This window comes from Desulforhopalus sp., from assembly GCA_030247675.1.
Classification (GTDB): domain Bacteria; phylum Desulfobacterota; class Desulfobulbia; order Desulfobulbales; family Desulfocapsaceae; genus Desulforhopalus_A.
The window spans coordinates 140,313-164,893 of the sequence record JAOTRX010000009.1 but is presented as its reverse complement, the minus strand read 5'-3'; the positions used below and the strand labels follow the sequence as shown (position 1 = coordinate 164,893).

Annotated in this window: 23 protein-coding genes; 10 read left to right on the top strand and 13 right to left on the bottom strand. The window is 54.4% G+C overall.

What is annotated here, in order from left to right:
• Positions 1–94 precede the first annotated feature (94 nt).
• Both typA and OEL83_18105 read right to left on the bottom strand, forming a co-directional pair.
• Complete coding sequence (gene typA / locus OEL83_18110; GenBank protein ID MDK9708962.1) at positions 95–1,894, bottom strand: translational GTPase TypA; 1,800 nt, start codon at positions 1,892–1,894, stop codon at positions 95–97.
• Between the two features lie 219 nt (positions 1,895–2,113).
• Positions 2,114–3,472: a DEAD/DEAH box helicase gene (locus OEL83_18105; GenBank protein ID MDK9708961.1), complete on the bottom strand. Its 1,359-nt coding sequence runs from the start codon at positions 3,470–3,472 to the stop codon at positions 2,114–2,116.
• A 168-nt stretch (positions 3,473–3,640) separates the two neighbouring features.
• Between OEL83_18105 and OEL83_18100 the strand changes: the two genes are divergently transcribed.
• Together OEL83_18100 and OEL83_18095 are read left to right on the top strand one after the other, a co-directional pair.
• Positions 3,641–4,549 carry a hypothetical protein gene (locus tag OEL83_18100; GenBank protein ID MDK9708960.1) on the top strand — a complete coding sequence of 303 codons (909 nt, stop codon included), beginning with the start codon at positions 3,641–3,643 and terminating at the stop codon, positions 4,547–4,549.
• A complete protein-coding gene (locus OEL83_18095) occupies positions 4,546–5,157 on the top strand; it encodes a hypothetical protein (protein MDK9708959.1) in 612 nt (203 codons plus the stop codon). Before OEL83_18100 ends, OEL83_18095 begins: the two co-directional genes overlap by 4 nt.
• Before the next feature lie 4 nt (positions 5,158–5,161).
• Here OEL83_18095 and OEL83_18090 read toward each other — a convergent pair whose 3' ends face one another.
• Positions 5,162–5,707 (bottom strand): DUF2058 domain-containing protein, encoded by a 546-nt coding sequence (locus OEL83_18090; GenBank protein ID MDK9708958.1) that lies wholly within the window; start codon positions 5,705–5,707, stop codon positions 5,162–5,164.
• Positions 5,708–6,068: 361 nt separating this feature from the next.
• On the opposite strand from OEL83_18090, the gene hisC reads away from it, so the two are divergent.
• A complete protein-coding gene (gene hisC / locus OEL83_18085) occupies positions 6,069–7,130 on the top strand; it encodes a histidinol-phosphate transaminase (protein ID MDK9708957.1) in 1,062 nt (353 codons plus the stop codon).
• A gap of 33 nt (positions 7,131–7,163) precedes the next feature.
• Here the strand turns inward: hisC and OEL83_18080 are convergent, their stop codons facing one another.
• Positions 7,164–8,573, bottom strand: coding sequence for a PLP-dependent decarboxylase (locus OEL83_18080; GenBank protein MDK9708956.1), 1,410 nt, complete (start codon positions 8,571–8,573; stop codon positions 7,164–7,166).
• Positions 8,574–8,965: 392 nt separating this feature from the next.
• Between OEL83_18080 and OEL83_18075 the strand changes: the two genes are divergently transcribed.
• Complete coding sequence (locus OEL83_18075) at positions 8,966–9,316, top strand: DsrE family protein (protein MDK9708955.1); 351 nt, start codon at positions 8,966–8,968, stop codon at positions 9,314–9,316.
• 261 nt (positions 9,317–9,577) lie between these two features.
• Here the strand turns inward: OEL83_18075 and OEL83_18070 are convergent, their stop codons facing one another.
• Positions 9,578–9,775, bottom strand: a complete 198-nt coding sequence (locus OEL83_18070; GenBank protein ID MDK9708954.1) for a hypothetical protein — start codon at positions 9,773–9,775, stop codon at positions 9,578–9,580.
• A 310-nt stretch (positions 9,776–10,085) separates the two neighbouring features.
• On the opposite strand from OEL83_18070, the gene OEL83_18065 reads away from it, so the two are divergent.
• On the top strand, positions 10,086–11,453 hold the full coding sequence (locus OEL83_18065) for a sigma-54 dependent transcriptional regulator (protein ID MDK9708953.1): 1,368 nt from the start codon (positions 10,086–10,088) through the stop codon (positions 11,451–11,453).
• A 59-nt stretch (positions 11,454–11,512) separates the two neighbouring features.
• Here the strand turns inward: OEL83_18065 and OEL83_18060 are convergent, their stop codons facing one another.
• Both OEL83_18060 and trkA read right to left on the bottom strand, forming a co-directional pair.
• The gene (locus OEL83_18060) at positions 11,513–12,967 is read right to left on the bottom strand and encodes a TrkH family potassium uptake protein (GenBank protein ID MDK9708952.1); all 1,455 of its coding nucleotides are present in this window, start codon (positions 12,965–12,967) and stop codon (positions 11,513–11,515) included.
• The gene (gene trkA, locus OEL83_18055) at positions 12,964–14,301 is read right to left on the bottom strand and encodes a Trk system potassium transporter TrkA (GenBank protein MDK9708951.1); all 1,338 of its coding nucleotides are present in this window, start codon (positions 14,299–14,301) and stop codon (positions 12,964–12,966) included. Before trkA ends, OEL83_18060 begins: the two co-directional genes overlap by 4 nt.
• Before the next feature lie 306 nt (positions 14,302–14,607).
• Between trkA and OEL83_18050 the strand changes: the two genes are divergently transcribed.
• The 5 genes from OEL83_18050 to OEL83_18030 are packed head-to-tail and all read left to right on the top strand — an operon-like array spanning position 14,608 to position 18,913.
• Positions 14,608–15,819, top strand: coding sequence for an MBOAT family protein (locus OEL83_18050; protein MDK9708950.1), 1,212 nt, complete (start codon positions 14,608–14,610; stop codon positions 15,817–15,819).
• Between the two features lie 19 nt (positions 15,820–15,838).
• Positions 15,839–17,419, top strand: a complete 1,581-nt coding sequence (locus OEL83_18045; GenBank protein MDK9708949.1) for an AMP-binding protein — start codon at positions 15,839–15,841, stop codon at positions 17,417–17,419.
• A gap of 24 nt (positions 17,420–17,443) precedes the next feature.
• On the top strand, positions 17,444–17,698 hold the full coding sequence (locus OEL83_18040; GenBank protein ID MDK9708948.1) for an acyl carrier protein: 255 nt from the start codon (positions 17,444–17,446) through the stop codon (positions 17,696–17,698).
• A 1-nt stretch (position 17,699) separates the two neighbouring features.
• Positions 17,700–18,767 (top strand): hypothetical protein, encoded by a 1,068-nt coding sequence (locus OEL83_18035; protein MDK9708947.1) that lies wholly within the window; start codon positions 17,700–17,702, stop codon positions 18,765–18,767.
• Positions 18,764–18,913: a hypothetical protein gene (locus OEL83_18030; GenBank protein ID MDK9708946.1), complete on the top strand. Its 150-nt coding sequence runs from the start codon at positions 18,764–18,766 to the stop codon at positions 18,911–18,913. The genes OEL83_18035 and OEL83_18030 overlap by 4 nt, the downstream gene beginning before the upstream one ends.
• Positions 18,914–19,135: 222 nt before the next feature.
• On the opposite strand, the gene OEL83_18025 is transcribed toward OEL83_18030, so the two are convergent.
• The 6 genes from OEL83_18025 to OEL83_18000 form a co-directional block, all read right to left on the bottom strand.
• Positions 19,136–20,080: a biotin-dependent carboxyltransferase family protein gene (locus OEL83_18025; GenBank protein ID MDK9708945.1), complete on the bottom strand. Its 945-nt coding sequence runs from the start codon at positions 20,078–20,080 to the stop codon at positions 19,136–19,138.
• Positions 20,077–20,766, bottom strand: coding sequence for a 5-oxoprolinase subunit PxpB (gene pxpB / locus OEL83_18020; protein ID MDK9708944.1), 690 nt, complete (start codon positions 20,764–20,766; stop codon positions 20,077–20,079). The genes OEL83_18025 and pxpB overlap by 4 nt, the downstream gene beginning before the upstream one ends.
• 13 nt (positions 20,767–20,779) lie before the next feature.
• On the bottom strand, positions 20,780–21,565 hold the full coding sequence (locus tag OEL83_18015; protein ID MDK9708943.1) for a LamB/YcsF family protein: 786 nt from the start codon (positions 21,563–21,565) through the stop codon (positions 20,780–20,782).
• Positions 21,566–21,568: 3 nt separating this feature from the next.
• Complete coding sequence (locus OEL83_18010; GenBank protein ID MDK9708942.1) at positions 21,569–22,870, bottom strand: TRAP transporter large permease subunit; 1,302 nt, start codon at positions 22,868–22,870, stop codon at positions 21,569–21,571.
• Between the two features lie 18 nt (positions 22,871–22,888).
• Positions 22,889–23,425 carry a TRAP transporter small permease gene (locus OEL83_18005; GenBank protein MDK9708941.1) on the bottom strand — a complete coding sequence of 179 codons (537 nt, stop codon included), beginning with the start codon at positions 23,423–23,425 and terminating at the stop codon, positions 22,889–22,891.
• Positions 23,426–23,510: 85 nt separating this feature from the next.
• On the bottom strand, positions 23,511–24,500 hold the full coding sequence (locus tag OEL83_18000; GenBank protein MDK9708940.1) for a TRAP transporter substrate-binding protein: 990 nt from the start codon (positions 24,498–24,500) through the stop codon (positions 23,511–23,513).
• Positions 24,501–24,581 lie beyond the last annotated feature (81 nt).

Below are 24,581 nucleotides of genomic sequence, written 5' to 3'. Positions count from 1 at the left end.
AAAATCGCCCATTCTTTCATGTGGCACCTTATTTCATTTGTCAATCAAGATGGCCAAGCCGCAAGCGGAAGGTGCTTTTTGATTGACAATGAAATTACCCTTTAATCTTCACCTCTGGTCTCTTCCGCAGACGGATCGAGGCCGGTGTCACCTCGACCAGTTCGTCGTCATTGATATAGGCGATGCAATCTTCCAGGGTCATGGCCACCGGCGGCGTCAGAACCACCGCCTCATCGGTGCCCGAGGCCCGCATATTGGTGAGCTTTTTGCCTTTTCCCGGATTGACCACCATATCGACCGACCTGCTGTTTTCGCCGATTATCTGCCCTTGGTACAGGGGAGCGCCGGGATGAATGAAGAGTTTGCCGCGCTCCTGGAGATTAAATAAGGCGAAAGCCACCGCTGTGCAAGGGTCCTTGACCACCAAAACACCGTTGACCCGGTTGACGATGTCGCCGGCGTAAGGTCCGTATTCGGAAAAGACATAGGCCATCATGCCCATGCCCTTGGTATCGGTCATAAACTGTGAACGGTAGCCGAGCAGGCCGCGGGTCGGGATGGTGAAAACCAGGCGGACCATGCCGCGGCTGGTATCCATCTCTTCCATCTGGCCTTTCAGTTTGCCGAGCTTTTCGATTACCGCGCCCTGATACAGTTCATCAACATCGACGGTAAGCCGTTCGTAGGGCTCAAGCAATTTGCCGTCTTCCTCCTTCATGATGACCCGCGGCCTGGTGACCTGGAATTCATAGCCCTCACGGCGCATTTTCTCAATGAGGATGGATAGATGCAGCTCGCCGCGACCGGAAACCTTGAAGCCCACCGCATCGGTCAGCACCTCGTAGTGCAGGGCGACATCGGCCAGGACCTCGCGCTGCAGACGATCGCCGATATGCCGGGAGGTGACGAATTTCCCCTCCTTGCCGGCAAAGGGCGAATCGTTGGGGATGAAGTTCATGGAAATGGTCGGCGGATCGATGGTGATCAGCGGCAGCGGCTGGGGATTGTCGGGATCGGTAAAGGTGACTCCGACGGTCACATCGTCCATGCCGGCAACCGCGACAATCTCGCCGACACCCGCCGACTCGACCGCCACCTTGGCATCACACTCGAAACGGAAGATCTTGGAGATCCGCACCGGGCTGATGGAGCCGTCGCGCCGGGCGACAACGATGGGTTGATTGAGGCGCATCGTGCCGTTAACCACCTTGCCGATACCAAGGCGTCCCAGGTAGGGAGAATAATCGATGGTTCCGACCTGCATCTGCAGACTCGCCTCGCTGGAGCCACTGGGGGCGGGGGTGTGATCGACGATCATCTGGCTGATATGGGCCATACCGGTCGCCTTCTCCACCGGATCCTCGGGATTAAGGAGGGAGTAGCCATTCTTGGCCGAGGCGTACACCACCGGAAAATCAAGAACATCATCCGGGGCGTCAAGTTTGACGAAGAGATCGAAGACCTCGTTGACCACCCAGCTGCAGCGGGCGGCCGGTTTGTCGATCTTATTGATGACGACAATGACCGGCAGCTTGTTCTGCAGGGCCTTTTTTAGAACAAAATAGGTCTGCGGCATCGGCCCTTCCTGGGCATCGACGAGAAGCAGGGCGCCGTCGGCCATCTGCAATACACGCTCAACCTGACCGCCAAAGTCGGCATGGCCCGGGGTATCAATAATGTTGATCCAATAGTCTTTGTACTGGTAGGAACCGTTTTTGGCGGTAATGGTGATGCCGCGCTCCCGCTCCAGATCCATGGAGTCCATCAACCTTTCGGTGACCTCCTGGTTGTCGCGGAACATCCCGGATTGTTTAAAAAGCTGGTCTACCAGGGTTGTCTTGCCATGATCAACGTGGGCAATGATCGCCACGTTGCGAATCTTCTTCTGTTCCATCCTGCATCCTTCAAGGTCCGCCGAGAGCGATGACCTTGCACCGTTGCCACAAAGACTATAACAACTTGAAATTAGAAATAAAAAAAGCACTCTCCCTAACTAGCAGTGCCTTGAAAGTCCAAATATGATTGTTTGAAACTCGACAGGATACCTTATTCACACGAAAGATGCAAGAACAGTTTCATCGGCAACCGAGCATCGGGCTTTCCCGATAAGCCATTAAAGTTGCGACAAAACAAGGCTCCTGGCCTTGGCTGAACGGCGAAGGGCTGGAACATTTTCATCCAGATAATCAAAGACCCTGGCCCGCTTATTGGCGGCAGGGCGGAGGATGCGGCCAATGACCTGCAGCAGCCGCCCCTCAAAGCTGATGGGCGTGGTGAGAAACAGGCTTGACAGCCCCGGACAGTCAAAGCCCTCACCGATCAGCTGCAGGGTGGCGACCAGTACCGCAATCTCGCCACCCCGTACCGCCGCGACCACGGCATTGCGCTCATCGGGACTTATGCCGCCGTACAGTAGCGCCGCCTTCACCCCCCGCCCCTGCAATTTCTCGACGAAAAAGCGGCAATGGCTGATCCGGTCGGACACCACCAGCACCGTGCCGCCCTCCCCCTCGCCGACGATCTTGATGATATCGCCGAGGATCTGCATATTCCGACCTTCATGCTGCACCAGGGCCTTGATCAGCGCCTGGTAATCGCCGCGATAGCGATAGGTAAAGGCAGTCGGCGTCCGGATAACCAAGGGGGCGAGAATGGCCCCGGTCGATTTGAGTTCGTCGCGGTCGACCCGGTGCAGACAATCACCCATAAAGTAATAGATCAGCTTGGTGGTTTCCTCGTCGCTGCGAAAGGCGGTGGCCGACAGTCCAAGGAGATACTGGCAGTCAAACTGCGAAACCACATCGGTGAAGAGATTGGCGGGGACCCGGTGGCATTCATCGACGACCAGGTGACCGAAATGGGGGATGAGTTCGGCCAGATGGCTGCGCACACTATTGACGATACCGACCGTTACCGGCAGGAGTTCAAATTTACCGTCACCCACCAGGCCCGGCTCCTGACCGAGAAAGCTCTGCACCCGCTCCTGCCATTGATAAAACAGCTCCTTGGTATGAACGACCACCAGGGCAGGCTGCCGCCGCAGGGCAATGAGGGCAAGGGCCATGACCGTTTTGCCGCTGCCGGTACCGGCCTCGATGACCCCGAAGGATTTGCCGGTGGCCGCCGCCACCGCCGCCTGCTGGTAGGGGCGGAGTTCACCTAAAAAGGTAAAAGCGACCTCCGGCAGAAGCCGCCGCTTGTCGACGATCTGCGGATCGCTGCCACAGTGGTCCCGGCAAAGCAACACCGCCTGGTTGGCAAAGCCCCTGGGAAAACGCAGGCCCTCGGGCACCGGCTCGTAGTATTTCAACTGCGGTTTGAGCTTTTTGCCGATCCACCGGCCATAGCGTTTGGCCGCGGTATACTGTGGATTGGTGATGGTCAGACGGTCTTTAAGGGCCTCTTCAAGGGGGATATCAATGCCGGTTAAGAGACAATCGGCGGCGACGGTGAGGATCGGTGCCTGGCTCATGACCGGCACCTCACAGCAGAAATGCACACTTGCGGTAAAACAGAGGCCTTGTGCAGGCCGCGACGATGCACTAGAGTGTTGCCGTCAATGGCCGGGCAGGATACCTCCACGCAGGACCAATTTATTTTCCCCTTGCCCATATTCCACCCCCAAATTACCACGACAGCCTTGCCAAACACCCTTTGCCACATCGGCATCCAGGCCCCACTGAGCGGCCTGCTGCTGCGAAGAGACCAGCTGATCTGGGTGATCATTGCCTGCATCATCCCCGACCTGCCATGGATTGTCCTAAAATGCCTCATCCCCCTGGAGATCTTCGACCCCTACGACCTGCGGCTGTACTGCACCGCCCAGGCCAGCCTGTTCTTCTGCCTATTCGGCTCGGCGGCCCTCGCCTGCTATACTGCGCAAAGCGGCAGGATATTCATGATTCTCGGCAGCAACTGCCTTGTGCACCTGATCCTCGATAGCCTGGAGATAAAATGGGGCAACGGCGTCCACTTTATTGCCCCCTATTCCTGGACGATGCAACACCTCGACCGGGCCTGGCCGGAGCATCCGGTGATTCTCGGCCTCACTCTGGTGGGCATCGTTGTCCTTATCTGGTGCTGGAAAGGCAGCCTCCGCTGCAGCGCACCACTTTGTCAACCGGGCCCGGCAAAGGCCGCCAGTGGCCTTGTTCTCCTTGCCTGCTATCTCCTCGGACCGATCCTTTTCCTGCCACAACTGGAGGCAGCTGACACCTATTCCATCCACACCCTGCGCCTGAAAGAAGCGCGTCCGGGCAAACCCATCGCCTTTGATCGCGCCCATTATTTTGCCGAAAGCCAAACCTTACGAACATTTGCCGGAGAACAGATTCGCGTCATCGGCAGCCAACCGATGGACTCCGGCCGCGTTTCCTTTCGCGGCCATTTTCTCACGCCTACCAGCTTTTCCAGCACAAGCCATCATTATCACAGGGATTACCGGGACCAGGCCACCCTTGTCGGACTTTTTATGGCTTGCACTTTATTGCTGCAATCGTTATTACTACCGCATTTTCAAGCACGCAAAAACAACCAGGGACCGCCATGATTCGAAAACTCTCGCTTGTAATACTTACCATTTCATTGATCTTTTCCGCACAGATATCACGGGCGGCCGTCGAGGATGTTATCACCCTCATGCTGCCGGAATCGGTGATTGCCAAGGCAATCACCGCTATCCTGCCCCTGCGCGTCGATGCCCGCTCTAAAGTCGTGCAAGGGGACATTATCATCAAAAATATCCGCGACTTCCAGTTTGGCAACAATCAGCTGGCCTGCCGTCTGCAGTTGGCGGGCAGCAATCTCGGATTTGCCACCGAGATTTCCGGCCATGAAATAAAACTGAAGGTCGGGGCGGTGGAGATAGATGTGCAGGCCAATGCTACACTCCGTTACGACGCCGCCCAGCAGATCCTCTTTGTCAAACCGGTGGTAAAAAACCTCACCCCCGGGGGCAGAGATGCCAACGCCGACATCGGCCAGGCACTGGTTGCCATGCTCAACGGCCAGGAATTCCCCATCACCCTGCAGAATCTTGACCCAATCATTGCCAAGTCCGGGGCCAAGATCGTCACCATCAAAACCCGGATCACCGACATCAGCGCCCAGCCGCAGGCCCTGCGTTTGAGCCTTGTACCGCACGTCAGTGCCAAATAGCCGGTTACCACATAAGGTCGTCGGGGATTTTGTAGGCGGCGTAAGGGTCGTCCGGGTCCTGTTCGGTCCCGGCGGGTGGGGCATTAAGGATGATAAAGAGTGTGTCGTTGATCGTCTGTATCTTCTCGGCGATGGTCCGTGGAATGATCTCGCACCGGTCACCAAGGACAACAATGCCTAAACTGCCATTGCTTAAACGGTCGGCGACATCCTGGGCAACAAAGATCCGCTGGATTATCCCCCGGACATTGAAACGGTAGGCAACTCCCTTTTCGTCCCTTGCCAGCTTGTGCTCCTCGATAAGCTGACGGACCCTCGCCTCCTCCGCCCTTTTCTGCAGTTTTGCCTCACGCTCAAGATTCAGCTCCCGCGCCCTCGCCTTCTTTTTTTCCATCGCCTGTTGCGCCAGCAGGGCATTTTCATCAACAATCACCGCATTCTTGGCAACCTGCTGTTTTTTCTTTTGATGCTGCTCTTTCTTGGCCTCTTTCACCTGCTTCTTTTCGACCAGCCCAAGTTTCAGCAATTGTTCCTGAAATGACTTTCCCATATCGCTACACCGTGTACCAATTTATGAGTCCCCCACGGCAGCCGGCCGCTTACAGATCGACAGCCGGCCTCGGGATCTCTTGAATATACCCGCCTGCTTGAAAACACCTCATGGCCATTTCCACCGGCCATGACGGCGCTATTGTAGCTGACTCCCGGCAAATTTGCAAAACCCCTCGTTATGTTTTGCCAGATACCCTTATCCTTGCCGAGATAGCCGAAACTACCCAACCTGCCGTCGGAGCTTTGCCCATCACAAAATGCTTGCTGAAAAGCCGGGAGAGAGATAGTTTGCCGCACATGAGGCAATCCTTTCTCCGATAGTTTTTCGATAATGACTGGTGATTAACAAGGAACTTTTTATGAATAAGTTTTACAGCGATACCGTCAAAAACATCAAACCCTACGTGCCGGGCGAGCAGCCGAAAGACCGGCGTTTTATCAAACTGAACACCAACGAAAATCCCTATCCGGCCTCACAACGGGTCATCGAGGCGATGCATTCGGTGACCGGCCTGGAGGCGCGCTTGTACCCCGACCCAACCGCCGCCGCCCTGCGCGGCACCCTGGCCGATTACCACGACCTGGCGATAGAGCAGGTTTTTGTCGGCAATGGCTCCGACGAGGTCCTGGCCATGGCCTTCCCGGCCTTTTTTAATCGCACCGACACCATCGCCTTCCCGGACATCACCTATTCCTTTTATCCGGTCTACGCAGCGATGTTTGCCATTCCCCACCTGACCGTTCCCCTGACCGAAGATTTCACTATCGATTTCACCGCCTACCCTAACAACCTCAAGGGCTTTCTCCTCACTAATCCCAATGCCCCGACGGGTATTGCCGTCAGTGCGGAAAAGATTGAGGAACTGTTGCAGCACAGGCCGGACACCCTGATTATCGTTGATGAGGCCTATGTCGATTTCGGCGCCGAATCGGTCATCCCCCTCACCAGCCGCTACGACAACCTGCTGGTTATCCAGACCATGTCGAAGGCCCGGTCGCTGGCCGGTCTGCGGGTGGGTATGGCCTTTGCCGAGCCCGGTCTGATCAAGGGCCTTGAAGCGATCCGCGACTCCTTCAACTCCTACACCGTCGATGTCGTGGCCCAACGGGGGGCCAAGGCGGCCTACGAAGACAGGGAGCATTTCGAGACGACGCGGCGGGCGATCATCGCCACCCGGGACAGAACGGCCACGGAATTGAGTGCTCTTGGCATGCAGGTATTACCGTCGTCGGCGAATTTCGTCTTTTGCAGGATGACGGGAATGGCCGGAGCCGAGGTGCAACAGTATCTGCGCGACAACGGCGTGCTGGTACGCCGCTTCCCCATGGAGAGGATCAAGGATTGGCTGCGCATCACCATCGGTTTGGCTGACGAGATGGCGGAAGTCATCCGCCTGCTGCGGCTGCTGGCGGGGAAATAGCGGCAGGGCAAGCTGGGCTCAACGGCGAGACCCTCAGAGCCCCGCCAGCAGTTCCCGGCCCTTGACGATCAGGCGGTGGAAGAAGGTGTCAATGTCGGCCCGTTCCATCGCCGGATTGATCACCAGAAGGCGCATGACGGCTTTCTCTTCGAGATAGGCAATGCCGACCATGCTGGTCCCTTCTTCATAAAGCGCAGTGCGCAGGGCCAGATTTAAAGCGTTGCTGTTCTTTTCATCTACCTTGAAGCGAAAGCAGATATTAAAGGAGGTTCGCGGTACAACCAGCTCCAACTCCGGGCTCCTTGTAACCACTTCCTCGGCGTAGGCACACAGGTCGAGAGATCTTTCCACCCGGGCGGCAAGGCCTTCCCGGCCGAAAAATTTCCAATCAAGAAACCATTTCAGGCTGTCGACCCGCCGGCCGCATTGCAGCGACGATGGCCCAAGGTCTTCCATGCCGGCGGTGTTTTCGTGGCGGAACAGATAACTGCCATCGCCGGCGCTGAGTGCTGTCGCTAGGGCACGATCCCGATTGTTGATAAGCAGAACGTTGCACATCAGCGTCGACCCGAGCATCTTATGAAAATCCCAGGTAAAAGAGTCGGCATTCTCCAGCCCCTGCAGGTATTTCCGACGCAGCGACGGACTGAGAACGACCGAACCGCCCCAGGCCCCATCGACATGCAGCCAGAAGCCATAGGTATCGCGCAGCGGCAGCAGCTCCTCGATCGGATCGTAACTGCCACGGACGGTGGTTCCGGCGGTGGCGGCGACAAAAAACGGCTGGCCGCCGGCGGCAATAACCCGGCTTATCGCCCGCTCAAGCTCGTCCGGCAGCATTGCCCCAAAAGCGTCGAGGGGAATCTTGATCAGCTGATCGGCGCCAATCCCCAAAATATTGGCCGCCCGGTCCATGGAGTAATGGGCATCCGCGCCGACAAAGGCAAAGAGCTTCTGCTGGCCAAAGAGGCCGGCCTGCTTGACCGACCGGTTGGCGCAATTGCGTGCGGCCATCATGGCGATCATGTTGGCGTTACTCGAACCGGTAGTCATCTGGCCCTCACCTTTTTTGAAGCCGACCAGATCCAGCATCTCCCTAAACATGTATTTTTCCATGAGGGTTGACACCGGGGCCGACTCGAAGGTACAGGCCGAGGCGTTGGTGACGGCGGCAACAATCTCGCCGACAATAGCCGGAAGATTTGCTCCCACCCACATCCGGTTGACAAACATCGGATGGTTGGTCTTTACCGAGTAGGCGAGATACTTCTCCACCCAGGCAAAGATCTCAGACCAGTCACCGGTCTTCCCCGGTGCGTCCAGACCGAGGATCCGGCGCAACTCGCTTGGACTGTGGTAGTCAAGAAATTTGCCGTCCTGCTGCCCGGCGTAATACCTTTCTAGTATTTTGAACAGTTCGGCAAAGACCTTCGTATCATTCATAGCTGCCGGCTTTACTGGATGTGACCTGGTTGACTTGCGCCATTTCGCCAACAACGGCGCGCTCCTCTGTTTTGCCCCCTGTTACTGCGGAAACCGAAATTTATCAAGATAATTATCGGCCGCGGCACTCCCTTCCCTGTCAGATATCCGGCTCCAGGAACTCTTCCTCCGACACTTCAGCCCCTTGGCTAGTACGACAATGTGATAACAAAATGTTTGAGCGGAGACTGCCCCCTGAAAAACCCGCAAAATCCCCCTCATTCTCTCCGATAACATACTAAAATACCATTGAAAGAGCTAACTTATGGGGTATATTAATCTTAACCATTTCCACCCCTTCCGGGCAGGCGGCAAACCTGCCTCTTTCCCCCCATTCTACCGATGAGGATGCCATGGCAAATTTTCTCTTTGTACTCAGATCGAACGACAACGAAAAGGCCACCCGCTGCTTTCAATTTGCTAAAATCGCCCATGGCAAAGGTCACAAGGTGAATATCTTCCTGATCGACAGCGGCGTTGACTGGGCGGTGAAGGGCCGGGATGGCTCGGCAAAGACCACCACCGGCGACTGCGTCAGTGACTATCTCCCCTATCTTATAGAAAACGAAATACCAGTCGGGGTCTGCACACCCTGCGCGAAAAACCGCAAACTTGACGAAGCACAGTTCAACAACAACATGGTGCTCGACGGCGGGCCGCACCTTATCGATATGGCGGCGGAGGCAAAGATTTTTAATTTTTAGGATTCCACGTCCAACATCGCCGAGGGAGCGCAGGTTGCTTTCGGACTAATTTTTGAAAAAAACGCGCGGAAATTACTTCAGAAGGGATTCCTCCCATAAGAAAAGCCCGTGCGGTCCATTCGGAAATAGTTCTGGTGGAGAGGCGTGCCATAGTATTGTCGCCCAGATTAGCATGAGGGCTTTTGCTGTTGCCCTCATGCCGGGTAACGAATGAAGACGCAACAATCAAAGTTGCGTTCTTGAGCTGGTGTGTCCTGAAGTTCAGTTCCGTTCTGCAGATGACATATCCATTTCTTGAATAGGTTTGTTTATGTCCGGACAATTGTCGAGGGTTGCCACTTCCGGTAGACTCCTGTTTAACCAGGTCGGATCTCGATTTTCGTAGGCGTTAGCAGTGGCCAGACTGAGAACAACAGTCCCGGCAATAACAGCAATCATAGTCATTACGGTTGTTTTCATGACTTTGGTCTCCTTGTTCAATATTTTATTCGGATAGCTAATTATTTATTGGCAGCCATTGGCTGATGCCCAAGCTATCGCAACTCTCGTGCCACTAATCATAGTGTTCAACAACAACTGGTAATATTTGAATATATTTTGGATGTTTATTTTTCTGCCATGAACACCCGTACTCGTAACAATGATTACTGTCTAAAAACTGGACGGACGACATACGGCAGGTGATGTGTTTTTAATCACTGGTGACGCAGAGGGTAGTGAAAAAAGCAAGAAAAGCTGGAAGGGAAAACCAACAACCAGGGAGGGCATGATGAGAAAAGGCAAGATCCTCGTTGTTGACGATGATAGTGACCACCTGGGCATGCTTCGGGCCATGGCAAAAAGTCTCGGCCATACGGTGGATTGTGCCATCGATGGCCAGGATGCCGTGAAAAAGATACAAGTCAAACCCGTCGACCTGGTACTGATGGACGGGTGTATGGCCCATCTCGATACCCTTGAGGCCCTCCGGCGAATCAAGGACTATAACCCCACCGTGCCTATCATTATCATGACTGACTTTTCTTCCGTTGACACGGCTGTGGAGGCAATGAAAATGGGGGCCTACGATTACCTAACCAGGCCTCTCAATTTCGAAGAAATGGCACGCATCGTCAACCGGGCGATGAATCATCTCCAGTTTGCTTCCGAGAACCGTATTCTCAAGGAAAAAATTGCCACAGACAAGGGTTTCCACAATCTCATCGGCTCAAGCGCAGCCATTCTTCAGGTGGTGGAACTGGCGCGAACCGCCGCCCCCACCGAAGCCACGATCCTTATTACCGGCGAAAGCGGTACCGGTAAGGAGATTTTCGCCAAGGCCATTCACGCCAATAGTTCCCGAAAAAAAGGGAGCCTAATTACAGTGAACTGCGCCGCCTTAAGCGAGACCCTCCTTGAATCAGAATTGTTCGGCCACGAAAAAGGGACTTTCACTGGAGCCGACCGCCAACGGCATGGCCGGTTTATGCAGGCTAACCATGGCACAATATTCCTCGATGAAATCACCGAGATCCCTCTGCCGATGCAGAGCAAGATTCTTCGCGCTATCCAGGAACGGGAAATCCAGCGTCTGGGAAGCGACGAAGTACTGCATGTCGATATTCGAATCATCGCCGCCACCAATCGTAATCTCGAAGAAGAGGTGCGCCTTGGTCGCTTCCGCGAGGACCTCTATTACCGTCTGAACGTGGTGAACATCCACATCCCGCCCCTGCGCGCACGAATGGAGGATATCCCACCGCTCGCCAACCATTTCCTCCATAAATACATGGAAAAAAACCGTAAGGAGCTGAAGGGGTTCACACCCATGGCCATGGATATCCTCTGCAAGAGTCCTTGGCCCGGCAACGTCCGACAGCTTGAAAACGTCATCGAGCGGGCAGTGATTCTCTCCAATTCACCCTCTATTTCAGACAAGGAATTACCGGAGGCCTTGACCACCAGTTATCACCAACACAACGAAAATGAAGGAGAAATCCTCGGGCTGGGCGGAAAATCGCTTAAAGAGATTGAAAGCAAGGCCATCCAAGAAACGCTGGAGCAAACACGAGGCAATAAAAGTGAGGCGGCAAAACGCCTCAACATCACTCGAACAACCCTCAACAATAAACTGCGTAAATATAATCCTTACCGCTGAGCATTTTGCCAGAAGCCCGGTTGTAAATCATTGAACACGTATCATCCGCCATCGGGACATCAATTGCGGCCCATGGTCCAGAACTCGGGGCAGAGCATGGCGAGGAAGGGAATCAACTCCAGGCGGCCGACGATCATATCGACGATGAAAATGGTTTTCGAGGTCCAATGCAGCCCGGCAAAGCTGCCCATGGGACCGATTTCGCCAAAACCGGGGCCGATGTTGCCAAGGGTTGCCGCCGTGCCGACGAAGCCGGTGACGGCGTTCTGCTCGATCATGGTCACCACCAGGCCGGAGGCGAGGAGCAGGATTAAATAAAACAATAAGAAGCCAAGAATTTGTCGCTGAATATCATCCGGCACGGTGGCCTTGTCGATTCTTATCGGCAAAATTGCCTTCGGATGAACGATCCGATCGATCTCCCGCTTTAGGAACTTTGCGGTAAAAAGCACCCGCACCACCTTGACGCCGCCACCCGCCGAACCGGCACAGCCGCCGACCAGCATCACCGCAAAGAGCACCGTCTGCGCCGGTACCAGCCACAGCGCAAAATCCGCCGAACAAAAGCCGGTGGTGGTGAGGATCGACACCACCTGGAACATGCCGTCGCGAAGGCTGTCGTTGAGTGAAGACGCCTGCTGGCCCCAGAGGAAAGCCGCGCAGAGCAGTGAGGCGCTAGCTGTAATAGCCAGGTAAAAAAGAAACTCTTCGTTGGTGAAGAGAACCCGGAACTTCCCCTTGAGAAAGCATTTATACTGGAGGGCGAAGTTTGCCCCGGCAAGGACCATGAAGACCGTGGTAATCCAGGTGATGGTCGGGCTTTGATAGCCCATGATCGATTGCGGGTGGGGCGAAAAACCACCGGCCGCCATGGTGCCGAAGGCGTTGCAGACCGCGTCGAAAATCGGCATACCGGCCGCCACCAGGAGGACGACCTGGAGGATAGTGAGCAACAGGTAGATTAGCCAGAGGGCCTTGGCGGTATGGGCGACCCGGGGGGTGAACTTATCGTCGGTTGGCCCCGGGGCCTCGGTAAAGAAGATCTTCCGCCCGGCCACCCCCAGCTGCGGCAGGATGGCGACGAACAGAACGATGATCCCCATACCGCCCAACCATTGGGTGAGGTCGCGCCAGAAAAAGAAGGCCTTTGGGTAGGGGGCAAAATCGGCAAGGATAGTCGCCCCCGTCGTGGTAAAGCCGGATACCGACTCAAAATAGGCGTCAACCGGTGAAAGCCCGAAAAACAGATAGGGAATCGCCCCGATACCGGCGGTGACCACCCAGGTGAAGGTAACAATCAGCAGCCCTTCGGTATGCTTGATGGTATCGAAATTCCGGTTCAGCTTGCCGAACAAACGGCAGGCAAGGCCAAGAATGAACGACACCGCCGAGGCGGTGAGAAAAGGCAGGATGAGGCGATTATCGCCGCCGCTGAAAACAATCGGGATAAGGACAATGGCCCCAAAGGCGAGGAGAATGATGCCGAGGGCGCTGGCAACAAATGACGGCCTCATGCGAAGAAGAACTCCTTAATCTTTTCCGAATCTTCCTTCATGGTAAAGATCTGCAGGCTGTCCCCGGGCAGCAGATGGCTCTCACCGTTGGGGATAAGCACCTTATGCCCCCGGAGGATTACCCCGACCAGGGCATTGACGGGCAAATGCAGGTCTCGAAGCCGGACCTTGGTGAAGGTCTCCGGCAAGGTGAAGCGGAGCATTTCCCCCTTGCCACCCTCAATCAGGGCGACAACGTTGACATTAACTCCCTGCACCCGGTTTATCACCTCGGTCAGGGCCGAGGCCTTCGGCGATACCACCACATCTATTCCGACATGTTCAAAGAGATTGTAGTTCTGAATGTTGCCGACCCGAGTGACGATGCGTTTTGCACCGAGCTGCTTCATCAACAGGGAGCAGAGGAGATTTTTCTCATCGTTGTCGGTGATGCAGATGCAGGCGTCGGCCGCGGCAATCGCTTCGCTTTCGAGGAGTTCCAGATCGGTACCGTTGCCTTGCAGGACCAGGGTTTTTTTCAGTGAGTCGGCAAGAAAGGCACAACGTTCCGGACTATGTTCGATAATTTTAACCTTGATACCGGTGCGTTCCAGCATCTCCGCCAACATAAAACCGACGCTGCCGCCACCGATTATCGACACGCTCTTTACCTTGCGATCGTGCTTGAAAAAATCCGCCGCCAGATTATCCAGGGCAATGCTTGTGCCGATGAAAAAGATCTTGTCGTTTACCTTGATGGTTGTCGAACCATTGGGGATGAAGAGTTTGCCATCGCGGGTAATACCCGGGATCAGAACGTTGGTGGGGAATTTGCACTCCTTGATGGTCCTGTCGACGATCTGTGAATCCTCTTTGATCCGGTATTCAAAAAGCTTGGCCTTGCCGCCGGCCAGAAATTCCACATCAAGGGCCTCCGGCACTGAGATGATGCGGAAGATGTCCTGGGTCAGCAACTGTTCTGGCCAGATGATCGAGTCGATGTCGTAGCGGGTCTGATACTGGCTTTGCGTCTGTGAAGCAAAGGTCTTGTACAGTGAGGGTTTCGAGATAAAACAGATGGTTTCGGTGTCAGCCATCTTCTTCATGGTCCAGCAGGCAACGATATTGGCCTCATCGATTGCCGAGCTGGCGATAAACAGTTCGGCTTTTTGGGCCTCGATCTTTTCGAGGATGGCCAGGTCGCCACCGCTGCCCTCTACCACACTGACATCGAGGTTGGCGAATTTCTCTCCCAGCTCGCCAGGATTATGGAGGATGGTGATATTGTGATTGTGCTGCAGCCGCGAGGCCACCAGATAACTGATATCGGTGGTGCCGTAGATGAGTATTTCCATAAACACAGGCAAGGTTGAGTTAAGGAGAACTGGGAGTTTCCATTTCTCCCCGCATAGGCCGACTCTAAATCCTGCGATGGTACCAGTTTTCAGCCCATGCTGCATGGCATTTCTTCTTGCCGGGAAGCGACTTAGGTGGAGTTAGAGTCGATGTTGACCAAGCCGGTAAACCTGCTGCAAAATGTCTATAAGAAGAGGACTGGCTGGCCGAATTGATGGTTCTTGCAAAATAAAAGATAAATGGCTACCTTGACCTTCCAGTGCACCATACCCTAAGTAGCTTTTGATTTAGGTGTTATTTCCCTCATGATTACCTCCTATATATTTTGGTTGTTTGTGCTGATCGGCCCTTTTGTCTTCTGGTTCCTGCCGGCCGCGCTCAAATTCCCTCTGTTGGCATTGTTTTCGGTTGGTGTCATCGCTTTTTTTGATCTCACCAGCGCCGCTCTGCTCGTCGGTGCCATTATTTTCATCGATCTGGCCCTCAGGCTTGACCGGCACAACGCCCCAATGGGCAAAAGGGCTCTTCTGGCTCTCAGTGGATTGATCGCTTGCCATCTTATTATCTGGAAACTTGTTGCTGTCCGCGAGGGGGTATCGGCGGGCAACATCGACCACAATATTATTCTCCCGCTTGGCATCAGTTATTTTTCGTTTAAGTTGCTTCATTTCATTATTGATGCATACATCAGGCGGATATCCGGCTATCGACTTGATCTTTTCTCGGTGTACATTTTTTTACCCACCACCTTTTCAGCTGGACCAATCCAGCGCTACGACAGATTTCTTTCCGACATGCTGCCACGTTTCGATTGGTCGCATGTGTTGCACGGTGCTACTCGGGTCTGTTACGGAATAATTAAACAATTTGTGCTTGTCTCGATCATCCTCGGCGGCCTTCAGCCGGACCTTAGCGGCAAAGCATTGCTCACTGAAATCAATACCCTCAGTACAGGGGGGCTTTGGCTCTTTCTCTTCATCTTTTATCTCAAACTCTATCTCAACTTCAGCGCCTACACCGATATTGCCATCGGCACCAGCAGATTATTCGGGTTTGTTATTATGGAAAATTTCCATTTCCCGCTTCTTGCCACCTCAATTGACGAGTTCTGGCGCCGCTGGCATATGACCTTATCCGACTGGTGCCGTGAGTATATCTACCAACCCATTCTTGGCCTGTTCCGGCGGCCGGTTCTGGCAGCATATGCAACATTTGCCGTTATCGGTCTTTGGCATGCGCTTACCCTCAACCGATTGATCTGGGGACTCATGCACGGAACTGTTCTTGTGGTGTATTTTTACCTCAAGAGGAAAAACAGGCGAAACCGGCGAACTCCGCGGCAGGTTGGCAGCGAGCAAAACAGCTGGCTACACCCTCTCACCTCCCTCAAATCCGTATGGAACTGGGGTTTGACACAAAGCTTTGTCGTGTTGAGTATGACTGCCCTGGTCGTTGAGGGAAACGATCCGGTCGCTATCGGCAAGATTCTCTTGCGTCTTTTTTCAATAACATCCTAACCGGAAAAGAGATGTAAGGATGACAAACAACTCAAACCAATGCAACACCCTCTGGGATCTCCTGGCGCGCAATGTCGATGCCACTCCCCACCGGGTTTTTTTAAGGGATCGCGGCAACGATGTAACCTTTCAAGAAGTAGCTGCTCTTGCTGAACGGATGGCCGTGTGGTTGGCCGAACGGGGGGTACAACGAGGAGATCGGGTTGGTATCCATCTCCTGAAATCGACGGGCGAAATTGCCGCTATGTTTGCCGCTGCCCGACTGGGGGCAGTCTTCGTTAATATCAATGCCGGTTTGAGTCCACGTCAAGTCGCCCACATCGCCAGCGACTGCGGCCTGACTGCATTCATCAGTGATGCACCCAGGTTAAAGCGCCTGCACAATGCCGCCGTCACCGCCAACCTCACACCGCATATTCTCCAGGCCGATAATCGACCTACCGTTGGCTCGGCAACCGCCCTGCTGTCGCTGCAGGCGTCGGTGTGCCCACTGGCCTGTCCTGCCCTTGCCGGTGATCTGGCAGCGCTCATTTACACTTCCGGCTCGACGGGCAAACCAAAAGGCGTCATGCTCACCCACGAAAACATGTGCCAAGGGGCAATGTCAGTTGTCAGCTATCTTAAAAATACCAATGAAGACCGGGTCCTCAGCGTGTTGCCGTTCAGCTTTGATTACGGGCTCAATCAATTGACGACGATGCTCTTGATAGGGGGCACTCTCATACTCCAACCGGTTCCGATGGCAACCGAGATTATTCGAGCGATCCGTAGCGAACGGGTTACCGGGCTTGCCCTTGTTCCTACCCTCTGGGTCGATTTTATCCATACTCTTATGGCCGGACCGGTCCCCTTCCCCAAGCTGCGTTATATCACCAACAGTGGTGGCAAAATTCCGGCTGCAACACTCAAGAACATGGCACGCCTGCTGGCCGATGTAGAGATTGTACTGATGTATGGCCTGACCGAATGCTTCCGCTCAACCTGGCTCCCTCCCGGCTTGTTCCGCCAAAAACTCGGAGCCATCGGCATCGCCATCCCCAATGCCGAAATCTTCGTCGTTGACAGCCTCTCCGGCTTATGCGGCCCGAATGAGGTTGGCGAACTTCTCCACCGCGGGCCTTTGGTGTCGCAGGGCTATTGGCAACAACCCGAATTGACCGCCGAAAAAATCCATGCCAATCGACATCTCTCGCATCTTATCAGCGATGAGCCGGTTGTTCACAGCGGAGATCTGGTGCGCCGCGATGAGGACGGGATTCTCTGGTACGTCGGCCGCAATGATTGCCTTATCAAGACATGTGGTTACAGGGTCAGCCCGGATGAGATAGAGGAGGCCTTGCTCGCCTCCGGACTCTTGGCGGAGACCATCGTTTTCGGCTTACCGGACGACCGACTGGGACAATCTATTGTCGCCATTGTCAGGCCAAGGAGCGAAAAGGAGTTTAGCCGGGACGAGCTGCTACATTGGTGCCAGAAAAATATGCCTGGTTACCAGATTCCACAAACAATCAAAGTTCATCCCCAGCCCTTCCCCCGCACCCCCAACGGCAAGATTGACAGGAAACTGCTGCAGGAAAGTTTCATGCCGCCAACAACCTAAAATACTCAGACAGGGATACAGAAAATGACCGCAGCCCTTACATTTGATGCACTTCTTAGAAGGTATCTTGCATCCGAGTTCGCTTTACCGGTCGCTGAATTAGAGGCCACGACCGGCATCTTCAGTGAAGGCTATCTGGATAGTTTCAGCATGGTGGAACTTGTAGTATGGCTCGAAAAAACGTTCGGTGTGAAATTTGGTGTCCTGGATATCAATCTTGAAAATCTCGACACCATCGAGCGCATAAACACGTTCGTAACAAGCCGACAAAACGGATAATATGCAACAGATACGACTTTTTTTGCATGGATTGCGGCTTGGGCTTTTTTCCATGAACCCATATACAACCGTAATCATGTTCACCGTGTCGGCAGTACTGCTATATATCTTGCTCCTTTCGCCGCCGCGCATTTTAGTTGCCCTTTTACATGTTTATCCAGGTATTTCCCGAGCCCATGATAATCTCTATATATTCATGCGGGCGATCGACAGCAGGGAAAGGGCAACAACCAATCCTGTGCTGTTTTTCCTTGGCGCATCTACTCTCAAACGATCGATAGAAAGTGAAAAATACTTTGCCGATGCCCTGGCGGAGCGTGGATTTCCCTTTAACCCTGTCGATCTGACTTCACGGGGTCAACCATTTTGGTATGGCCAAAAAGTCATCGAGGCAGCGGCTCACGGCCGTGAAGGGCTTGTTCTTATATCCGTCAACTATGATCGCCTGCTAAACCATCCCGAAACTAACAAAAGGGCACAATTGTTCGATCCCCCTCTGTCGAACGAATGGTCTTTGGCCGGTCTAAAGAACCGGGCGGCCTTCCTGCGCCAACAAGTATCTGAAGCCACTCTTCGTGAAGATCTACGAAATGTGCGCAGGGACAAAAAATCCACGTTAGAGAGCAATTATGATTATGTCATAGGGCGACTTCGGTTAGACAATGGACCGGGTGATCCAATTTATCGTAACAAAAGGGTTACAAGCACTATTAACCGATTTCTTGCCAAGGGCGCGACAACCTATGAGAAAGAATTTACCGAGGCAATTGTTTCGCTAAAAAAGAATCTTAACAGCACTGGCAATTTCAAACTAATTCTGGTGGATACGCCAAGAAACCCGGCGATTGATTCCTTTCCGGAAATGCGGCCGATTTTAGCGCGACACAGGGAATGGCTGGTGACTCTCGCTGCTCAACTAGATGCCGGTCTTATTATCTTACCGGAACTTGTTGATTACCAGGAATCAGATTTTTCCGATCACAGTCACTTTCGAACAAGAGAAGCGGTAAAGCATACAAGTGATATCCTGATAGAAAAAATCGCCGGCGCATGGAGGAAGCACCCATGAACCTGCAATCACAACTCGCTCGATATGGTTTTTTCTGCGGATGTGTCATCACCGGCATCGTTCTCGGTATTTTATTATCAGTGGGAATTATCGAATTACTCTCCCTCTCCGAAGGAGTTCGTATTTTTAGGTACGAAGGGTTTTAAAACTTATACCTTGGAAAGCCGAGCCTGGAGTTGTAAGCCCTTTGCAATCCTGCCGTGATTAATAATGCGAGGAAATAACTTCCCATGAAAAATCTTATCCGTTTCCAGGGAAACAAAATCAGTACCGGGGGCCGGCGACCCGTTCCCTGTTGCATAAGGGCCACGACATGGCAAATGATTCCATGGCGTCATCCTGGAATAAGACATGACCACAGTCGGCAGCTAGCAACCGGCCAGTAAACTTTCTATCCCCGCCAGAAAAGCCTGCCAATCCCGGTACAATGCATGTGCTTCGTGCAAATCAATCCGCACAAAACGCACCTGATCGCCGGGTTTGGCCTGACCCATTCGCCAGATATCCGACGATACCACCGTGGCAATATTGGTGTATCCACCGATGGTCTGTTCCTTGAGGAGAACGATCGGCTGGCCACCGGCCGGAATCTGCACATTGCCAGGCGCTATCGGCTCGGACAGGATACTCTCCGGGGCATCGGCATCGCGCTCGATGGCGTCGCCGGCAAGTCGTACGCCCATGCGGTTGCATTGGCTGGAGACGGTGAAGGGAGTAGAAAAGAACCGTGCGAGTTGATTGCAGAAATAGCCGTCATGCGGCCCGGCGATCGCCCGGAGAAAGATGGTCTCGGGATACAGCGGAAACCACGGCAGGGTTTTCGGGGCTTTCTGTAGCGGCCCGGCCCCTCGCGCGAGAACGTCTCCCGCGGCAAGCATCCTGCCCTGAAAGCCGCCAAGCCGGCCGCCAAGATAGGTGGCCCGGCTGCCCAAGACCAGGGGGACATCAATGCCGCCGGTTATCGCCAGATAGGCACGGCATCCGTTGTCAGCCGCTCCGAGTTCAAGAATATCGCCCGGTTTAACAAAGAACGACGTCCATTGCCGGCAAGGCCTGCCATTCAGCTGCGGGTTCATGGCGGCGCCGGTGATGGCGATGTCGGAAGCGGCAAGGATTTCCATGCTTGCACCGATCATCGACATTTCCAGGGTCGCAGCCGTTGCCGGATTACCCACCAGCCAATTGGCCACCTGCCCGGCGTAGTCATCGAGCTCCCCGGAGGCTGGCACCCCCATGTGATAGGCATGAAACCGCCCGAGATCCTGAACGGTGGTACAGAGCCCCGGCGTCAATATGCGCAGTGCGGTGGTCATGGGTTGTCCAATTGGTAGATGTGCCGGAATTCATCCTCGGCAACCGGCCGGAAGCGAATGCTGTCGCCGGGTTGATACAGTATCGGCTGCTGCCGCTCGGGGGCAAAGAGGCGAAGCGGTGTCCGGCCGATCAGCTGCCAGCCGCCGGGGCTTGCCAGGGGATACACGCCGGTCTGGCTCGCGGCAATACCGACCGAACCGGCGGGGACATTCTGGCGGGGTGTCATCAGGCGCGGCGCGTGCAACCGTGGATCAAGACCACCCAAATAGCAAAAGCCCGGGGCAAAGCCGATCGCATAGATGTGGTAGCTCACCGCGCTGTGCAGGGCAATGACCTCGTTCGTGCCCATCCCTGCATGCTGGGCAACGAAGCTCAGATCGGGGCCGAATTCACCGCCGTAGCATACCGGGATTTCGACGGTTTTAGCCCCTTCGACAACAACCTCGCCAAGGGTCTTTTCCAGGTCGAGAAGGTGCCTGGTCAGTTCCTCAAAACCGATATGTAGGGGATTGTAGTGGAGCATGAGGGTGCAATACGACCCGACAGCCGCCTCGATGCCCGGATGCGAACGGCCGGACAAAAGGGCGGCCATCTGCCGCACCTTTTCATTTGCCGCCTGATCGACACCGCTGCCGTATACCGCCAGAAGAGAGCGATCACCGCTTGCACGAAACTCTGTTTTCATAGCAATTTCGCCGTTAAACTGCCTGGGGCAAGGCCATCGGTCTGACGACAACTCCGGCATCCTCCAGCCGGCTGCGGATAGTTGCCGCCAAGGCAACCCCGTTCGGGTTGTCGCCATGGACACACAGGGTATGAACTGCCAGAGGCACCCGCGTGCCGTCGATGGCGATAACCTCGCCGTCAACCACCATACGTACCGCCCGGTCGGCTGCCACTTCAGGGTCGTGGATAACCGCACCCGGCAGACGCCGGGACGCCAGTGCTCCCTCGGCGGTATAGGCCCGATCCGGAAAGGCCTCGAAAAGGGTGCGTACTCCTTCTTCTCCCGCGATGGCAGCCATCCGCGACGCCTTGCCGCCGGCCAGTATGACCATAACCAGGCTGGGGTCGACTTTAGCGATAGACCGGGCAATGGAACGAACCAGAATCTCGTTGCCGACAGCCATGTTATAAAGGGCGCCGTGCGGTTTAACATGGCCGAGACGGGTGCCGTGGGCGGTGCAAAAGGCTTGCAGCGCGCCTATCTGGTAGATCAGGTAGGCCTCAATTTCATCGCTACTGCAGTCCATATTGCGCCTGCCGAAACCAAGGAGATCGGGGAATCCCGGATGGGCACCGATACCAACCCCATGTTCTCGCGCGAGTTTTACGGTGCGGCTCATGACCTGGGGATCGCCGGCATGGAAGCCGCAGGCAATATTGGCGGAGGAAATCGAGGCGATGATCGCTTCATCCATCCCCAGGGTATAGGCCCCGAAGCTTTCCCCCATATCACAGTTGAGATCAATGTTCATCTTCATCTCTCACCCCTTCATTAGATTCGGCAAGAACAACACAATTTTGGGAAAGACGGTTATTATTGCGGTCATTAAGGCCATCAAGAGGAAAAACGGCATGGCATCCCGGGCAATTTTTAGAATGTCGTCGTTATTGAGCGAACTGATAACAAAAAGGTTGAAGCCGACGGGCGGGGTGATCTGCGCCAGTTCGATCATTAATACCAGATAGATACCAAACCACACCGTGTCAAAGCCGGCGGCGGTTACCATCGGCAAAACGATGGGAGTGGTCATGACGATCATTGAAAAGCCGTCGACGAGACAGCCGAGGACCACATACAGCACACTGAGGATGATGATGAGCATGAACGGCGACAGCCCCATTTCGGTGACAAGCAGCGTCAACTTGCGGGTAATGCCGAGATAGCCGACAACCACCGACAGATAGGAAGCGCCAAGGACGATGAGCATGATCATGGCCGTGGTCTTAATCGAGCCCATGAGGCTGGCGCGAAACACCTCGAAATTCATGCTCCTGGTTAGTACCGCAAAGATCATCGAGCCAATAACACCCACCGCCCCTGCCTCAGTCGGCGTCGCCCAACCGGCATAGAGACTGCCGAGCACCAGCAGAATGAGAACAAGCACCGGGAGGATTTCCGGAATGGCCTGAAAGCGCTGCAACCAGGTGTGCCGATCAGCACCAGCCGGGGCCATGCTCGGGGTGATCAGGCAGCAGATCATAATATACAGGCTGAAAATTCCAGCCAGCATAAAACCGGGTATGACCCCGGCGATGAACAATTTACCGATGCTGACATCGCCGATAATGCCGTATACCAGCATCATCATGCTCGGCGGGATAAGAAAGCCGAGGGTCCCGGCACCGGCCAGAGAGCCTACCGAAAGGCTGTGATCATAGCCACGTTTAGTCAGCTCGGGCACGGTGATTTTGCCGACGGTCGCGGTGGTGGCCGCCGAGGAGCCGCTGACCGCCGCAAAAAAGGTGCAGGCGAGGATATTGACATGCAGCAGCCTGCCGGGGATGCGGTCCATCCACGGGGTCAGACCCTTAAAGAGATTCTCGGAGATCCGGCTGCGGAAAAGGATTTCGCCCATCCATACGAACATCGGCAGGGCCATCATCGCTGATCCGCTGGTATTATTCCAGCCGGTGGTGGCGAGGATGGAACCAAAGGGCAGCTCGGTGAAGATAAGGAATCCGCCGAAGCCGACGAGAAAAAGTGAAATACCGACCCAGATCGTTCCGCCCATGAAAATGACCAGCAAGGCGCAAAGGGTCAGAGAAATGCTTGCAAGTTCCACAGTAAGGCTCCTTAACTCTTATCGTCCTAAATCTTGTATCTCTTCACGAAGAACCAGTCCGGCGGTATCTCCCTTGAGAATGAGGATGCTTTTTAGAAACTCACTGAAAAACTGCAGGGTCAGGATAAGCGCGCCAAACGGCATGGCAAATTGCGGTATCGCCAGGTAGGTGGCCGACAGTTGCATCGACTGCGAACTGGTGGCGATTGAATCCCGGAACAACTCCCAGGTATAGAAGGTAATAAAAAGGGAAAAGATGCATCCGAGAGCAAAGCAGATTGTATCCAGGTAGTCGCGTTTTCTGCCCTTGATGATGCCGTGCATAATGGTCATGCGGATATGGCCCTTTTCCTTCAGGGTATAGCCGAGGGCGCAAAAGGTCAGGCCGCACATCAGATAGCCGGAATATTCATCGGTGATATACAGAGTACGGTCAAAGGCGGTTCTCAGAAGAATCTCAGCGCAGGTAAGCAGCAGACCGAGGCAGAGCATTGCTCCGGCCAGGCCGCCGACAAATGTTGAGATTGCATCAATGATTTTGATCAGTTGCTTCATTGACCCCTCCCGGGCCTAAAGGGGCCGTTCGCCCCGGAAGGAGCGAACGGCGAAAAAATACAGATTACGCAGACTCCACCGGCAATCAGCGTTTAACCTTTGCCATGAACTCGGCATACAGGGCTTTCGCCTCTGGGGAGGCGTCCTGCAACCAATCGGTACGGATTTTTTCGGTAATGACAGCCAGGGCCTTCATAAACTCCACTGAAGGAACAACCGTTTCCATACCGTTCTTGATGCATATATCGATTTTTTCCTGATCGATCGAGGCCTGCTTTTTCCACATCATCTCTTCCATTTCCCGGCCGGCCTGGACGACCGCGTCCTGGGTTTTCTTGTCGAGTTTTTCGAAGGCCTTGAGGTTGACGTTGATCATGTCGGTGGCGATGGTGATATTCATCGGCTGATGATACTTCAGGACCTCCCAGAATTTCGCATCGACGGCGGTCGGCGAGGAGGTGATGACCGAGTCGATAACTCCGGTAGCCAAGGAGGAATACACCTCGCTGAAGGCCAGGGTATACGGGGTACCGCCGGCAGCTTCAACGACCAGAGAACCGTTTTTATCGTAGGTACGGGTTTTCAGGCCTTTCATTTCCGCAACCGAGGCGATCGGCCGCTTGGTCCACAGTCCAGCACCGGGCCAGGGGGAAATAAAGAGGATCTTCTGGCCCCATTTGGCGGCGGCTTTATCGAAGTACGGTCGAGCGGTTTCGTTGAGCAGTTTTGATTCCTCGAAATTGAGTGCCAAAAACGGCAGGGTGACAACCTGGAAGATTTTGTCCTCACCGGCCACGCCGCTGATCAGCATATCGGAGACCTGCACCATGCCGTCACGGACAACTTTCAGGAGTTCCGGGCCTTTATAGCCAAGGGCGCCACCGCTTGAGACGGTGATCTCCAGTTCTCCATTGGTCAGCTGTTTGACCTTGGCGGCGAATTCATCAAGGGCGATGGTTTGATGATTATTCGGTGGCCAGACGGAGTTGGCGGTCCAGGTCGTCTTGGCCTGGGCAGTGCTGGCGATAGCAAATACCAGCGCCATTGCGAAAACCAGATGCGTCAGTTTTTTCATGGTGTTTCTTCCTTTTTGGTGAGAGGTTGATCGTTATGCTTCCCTGTTATAGTTTGCAGGCCTTGTAGTGCCTTGTTGCCA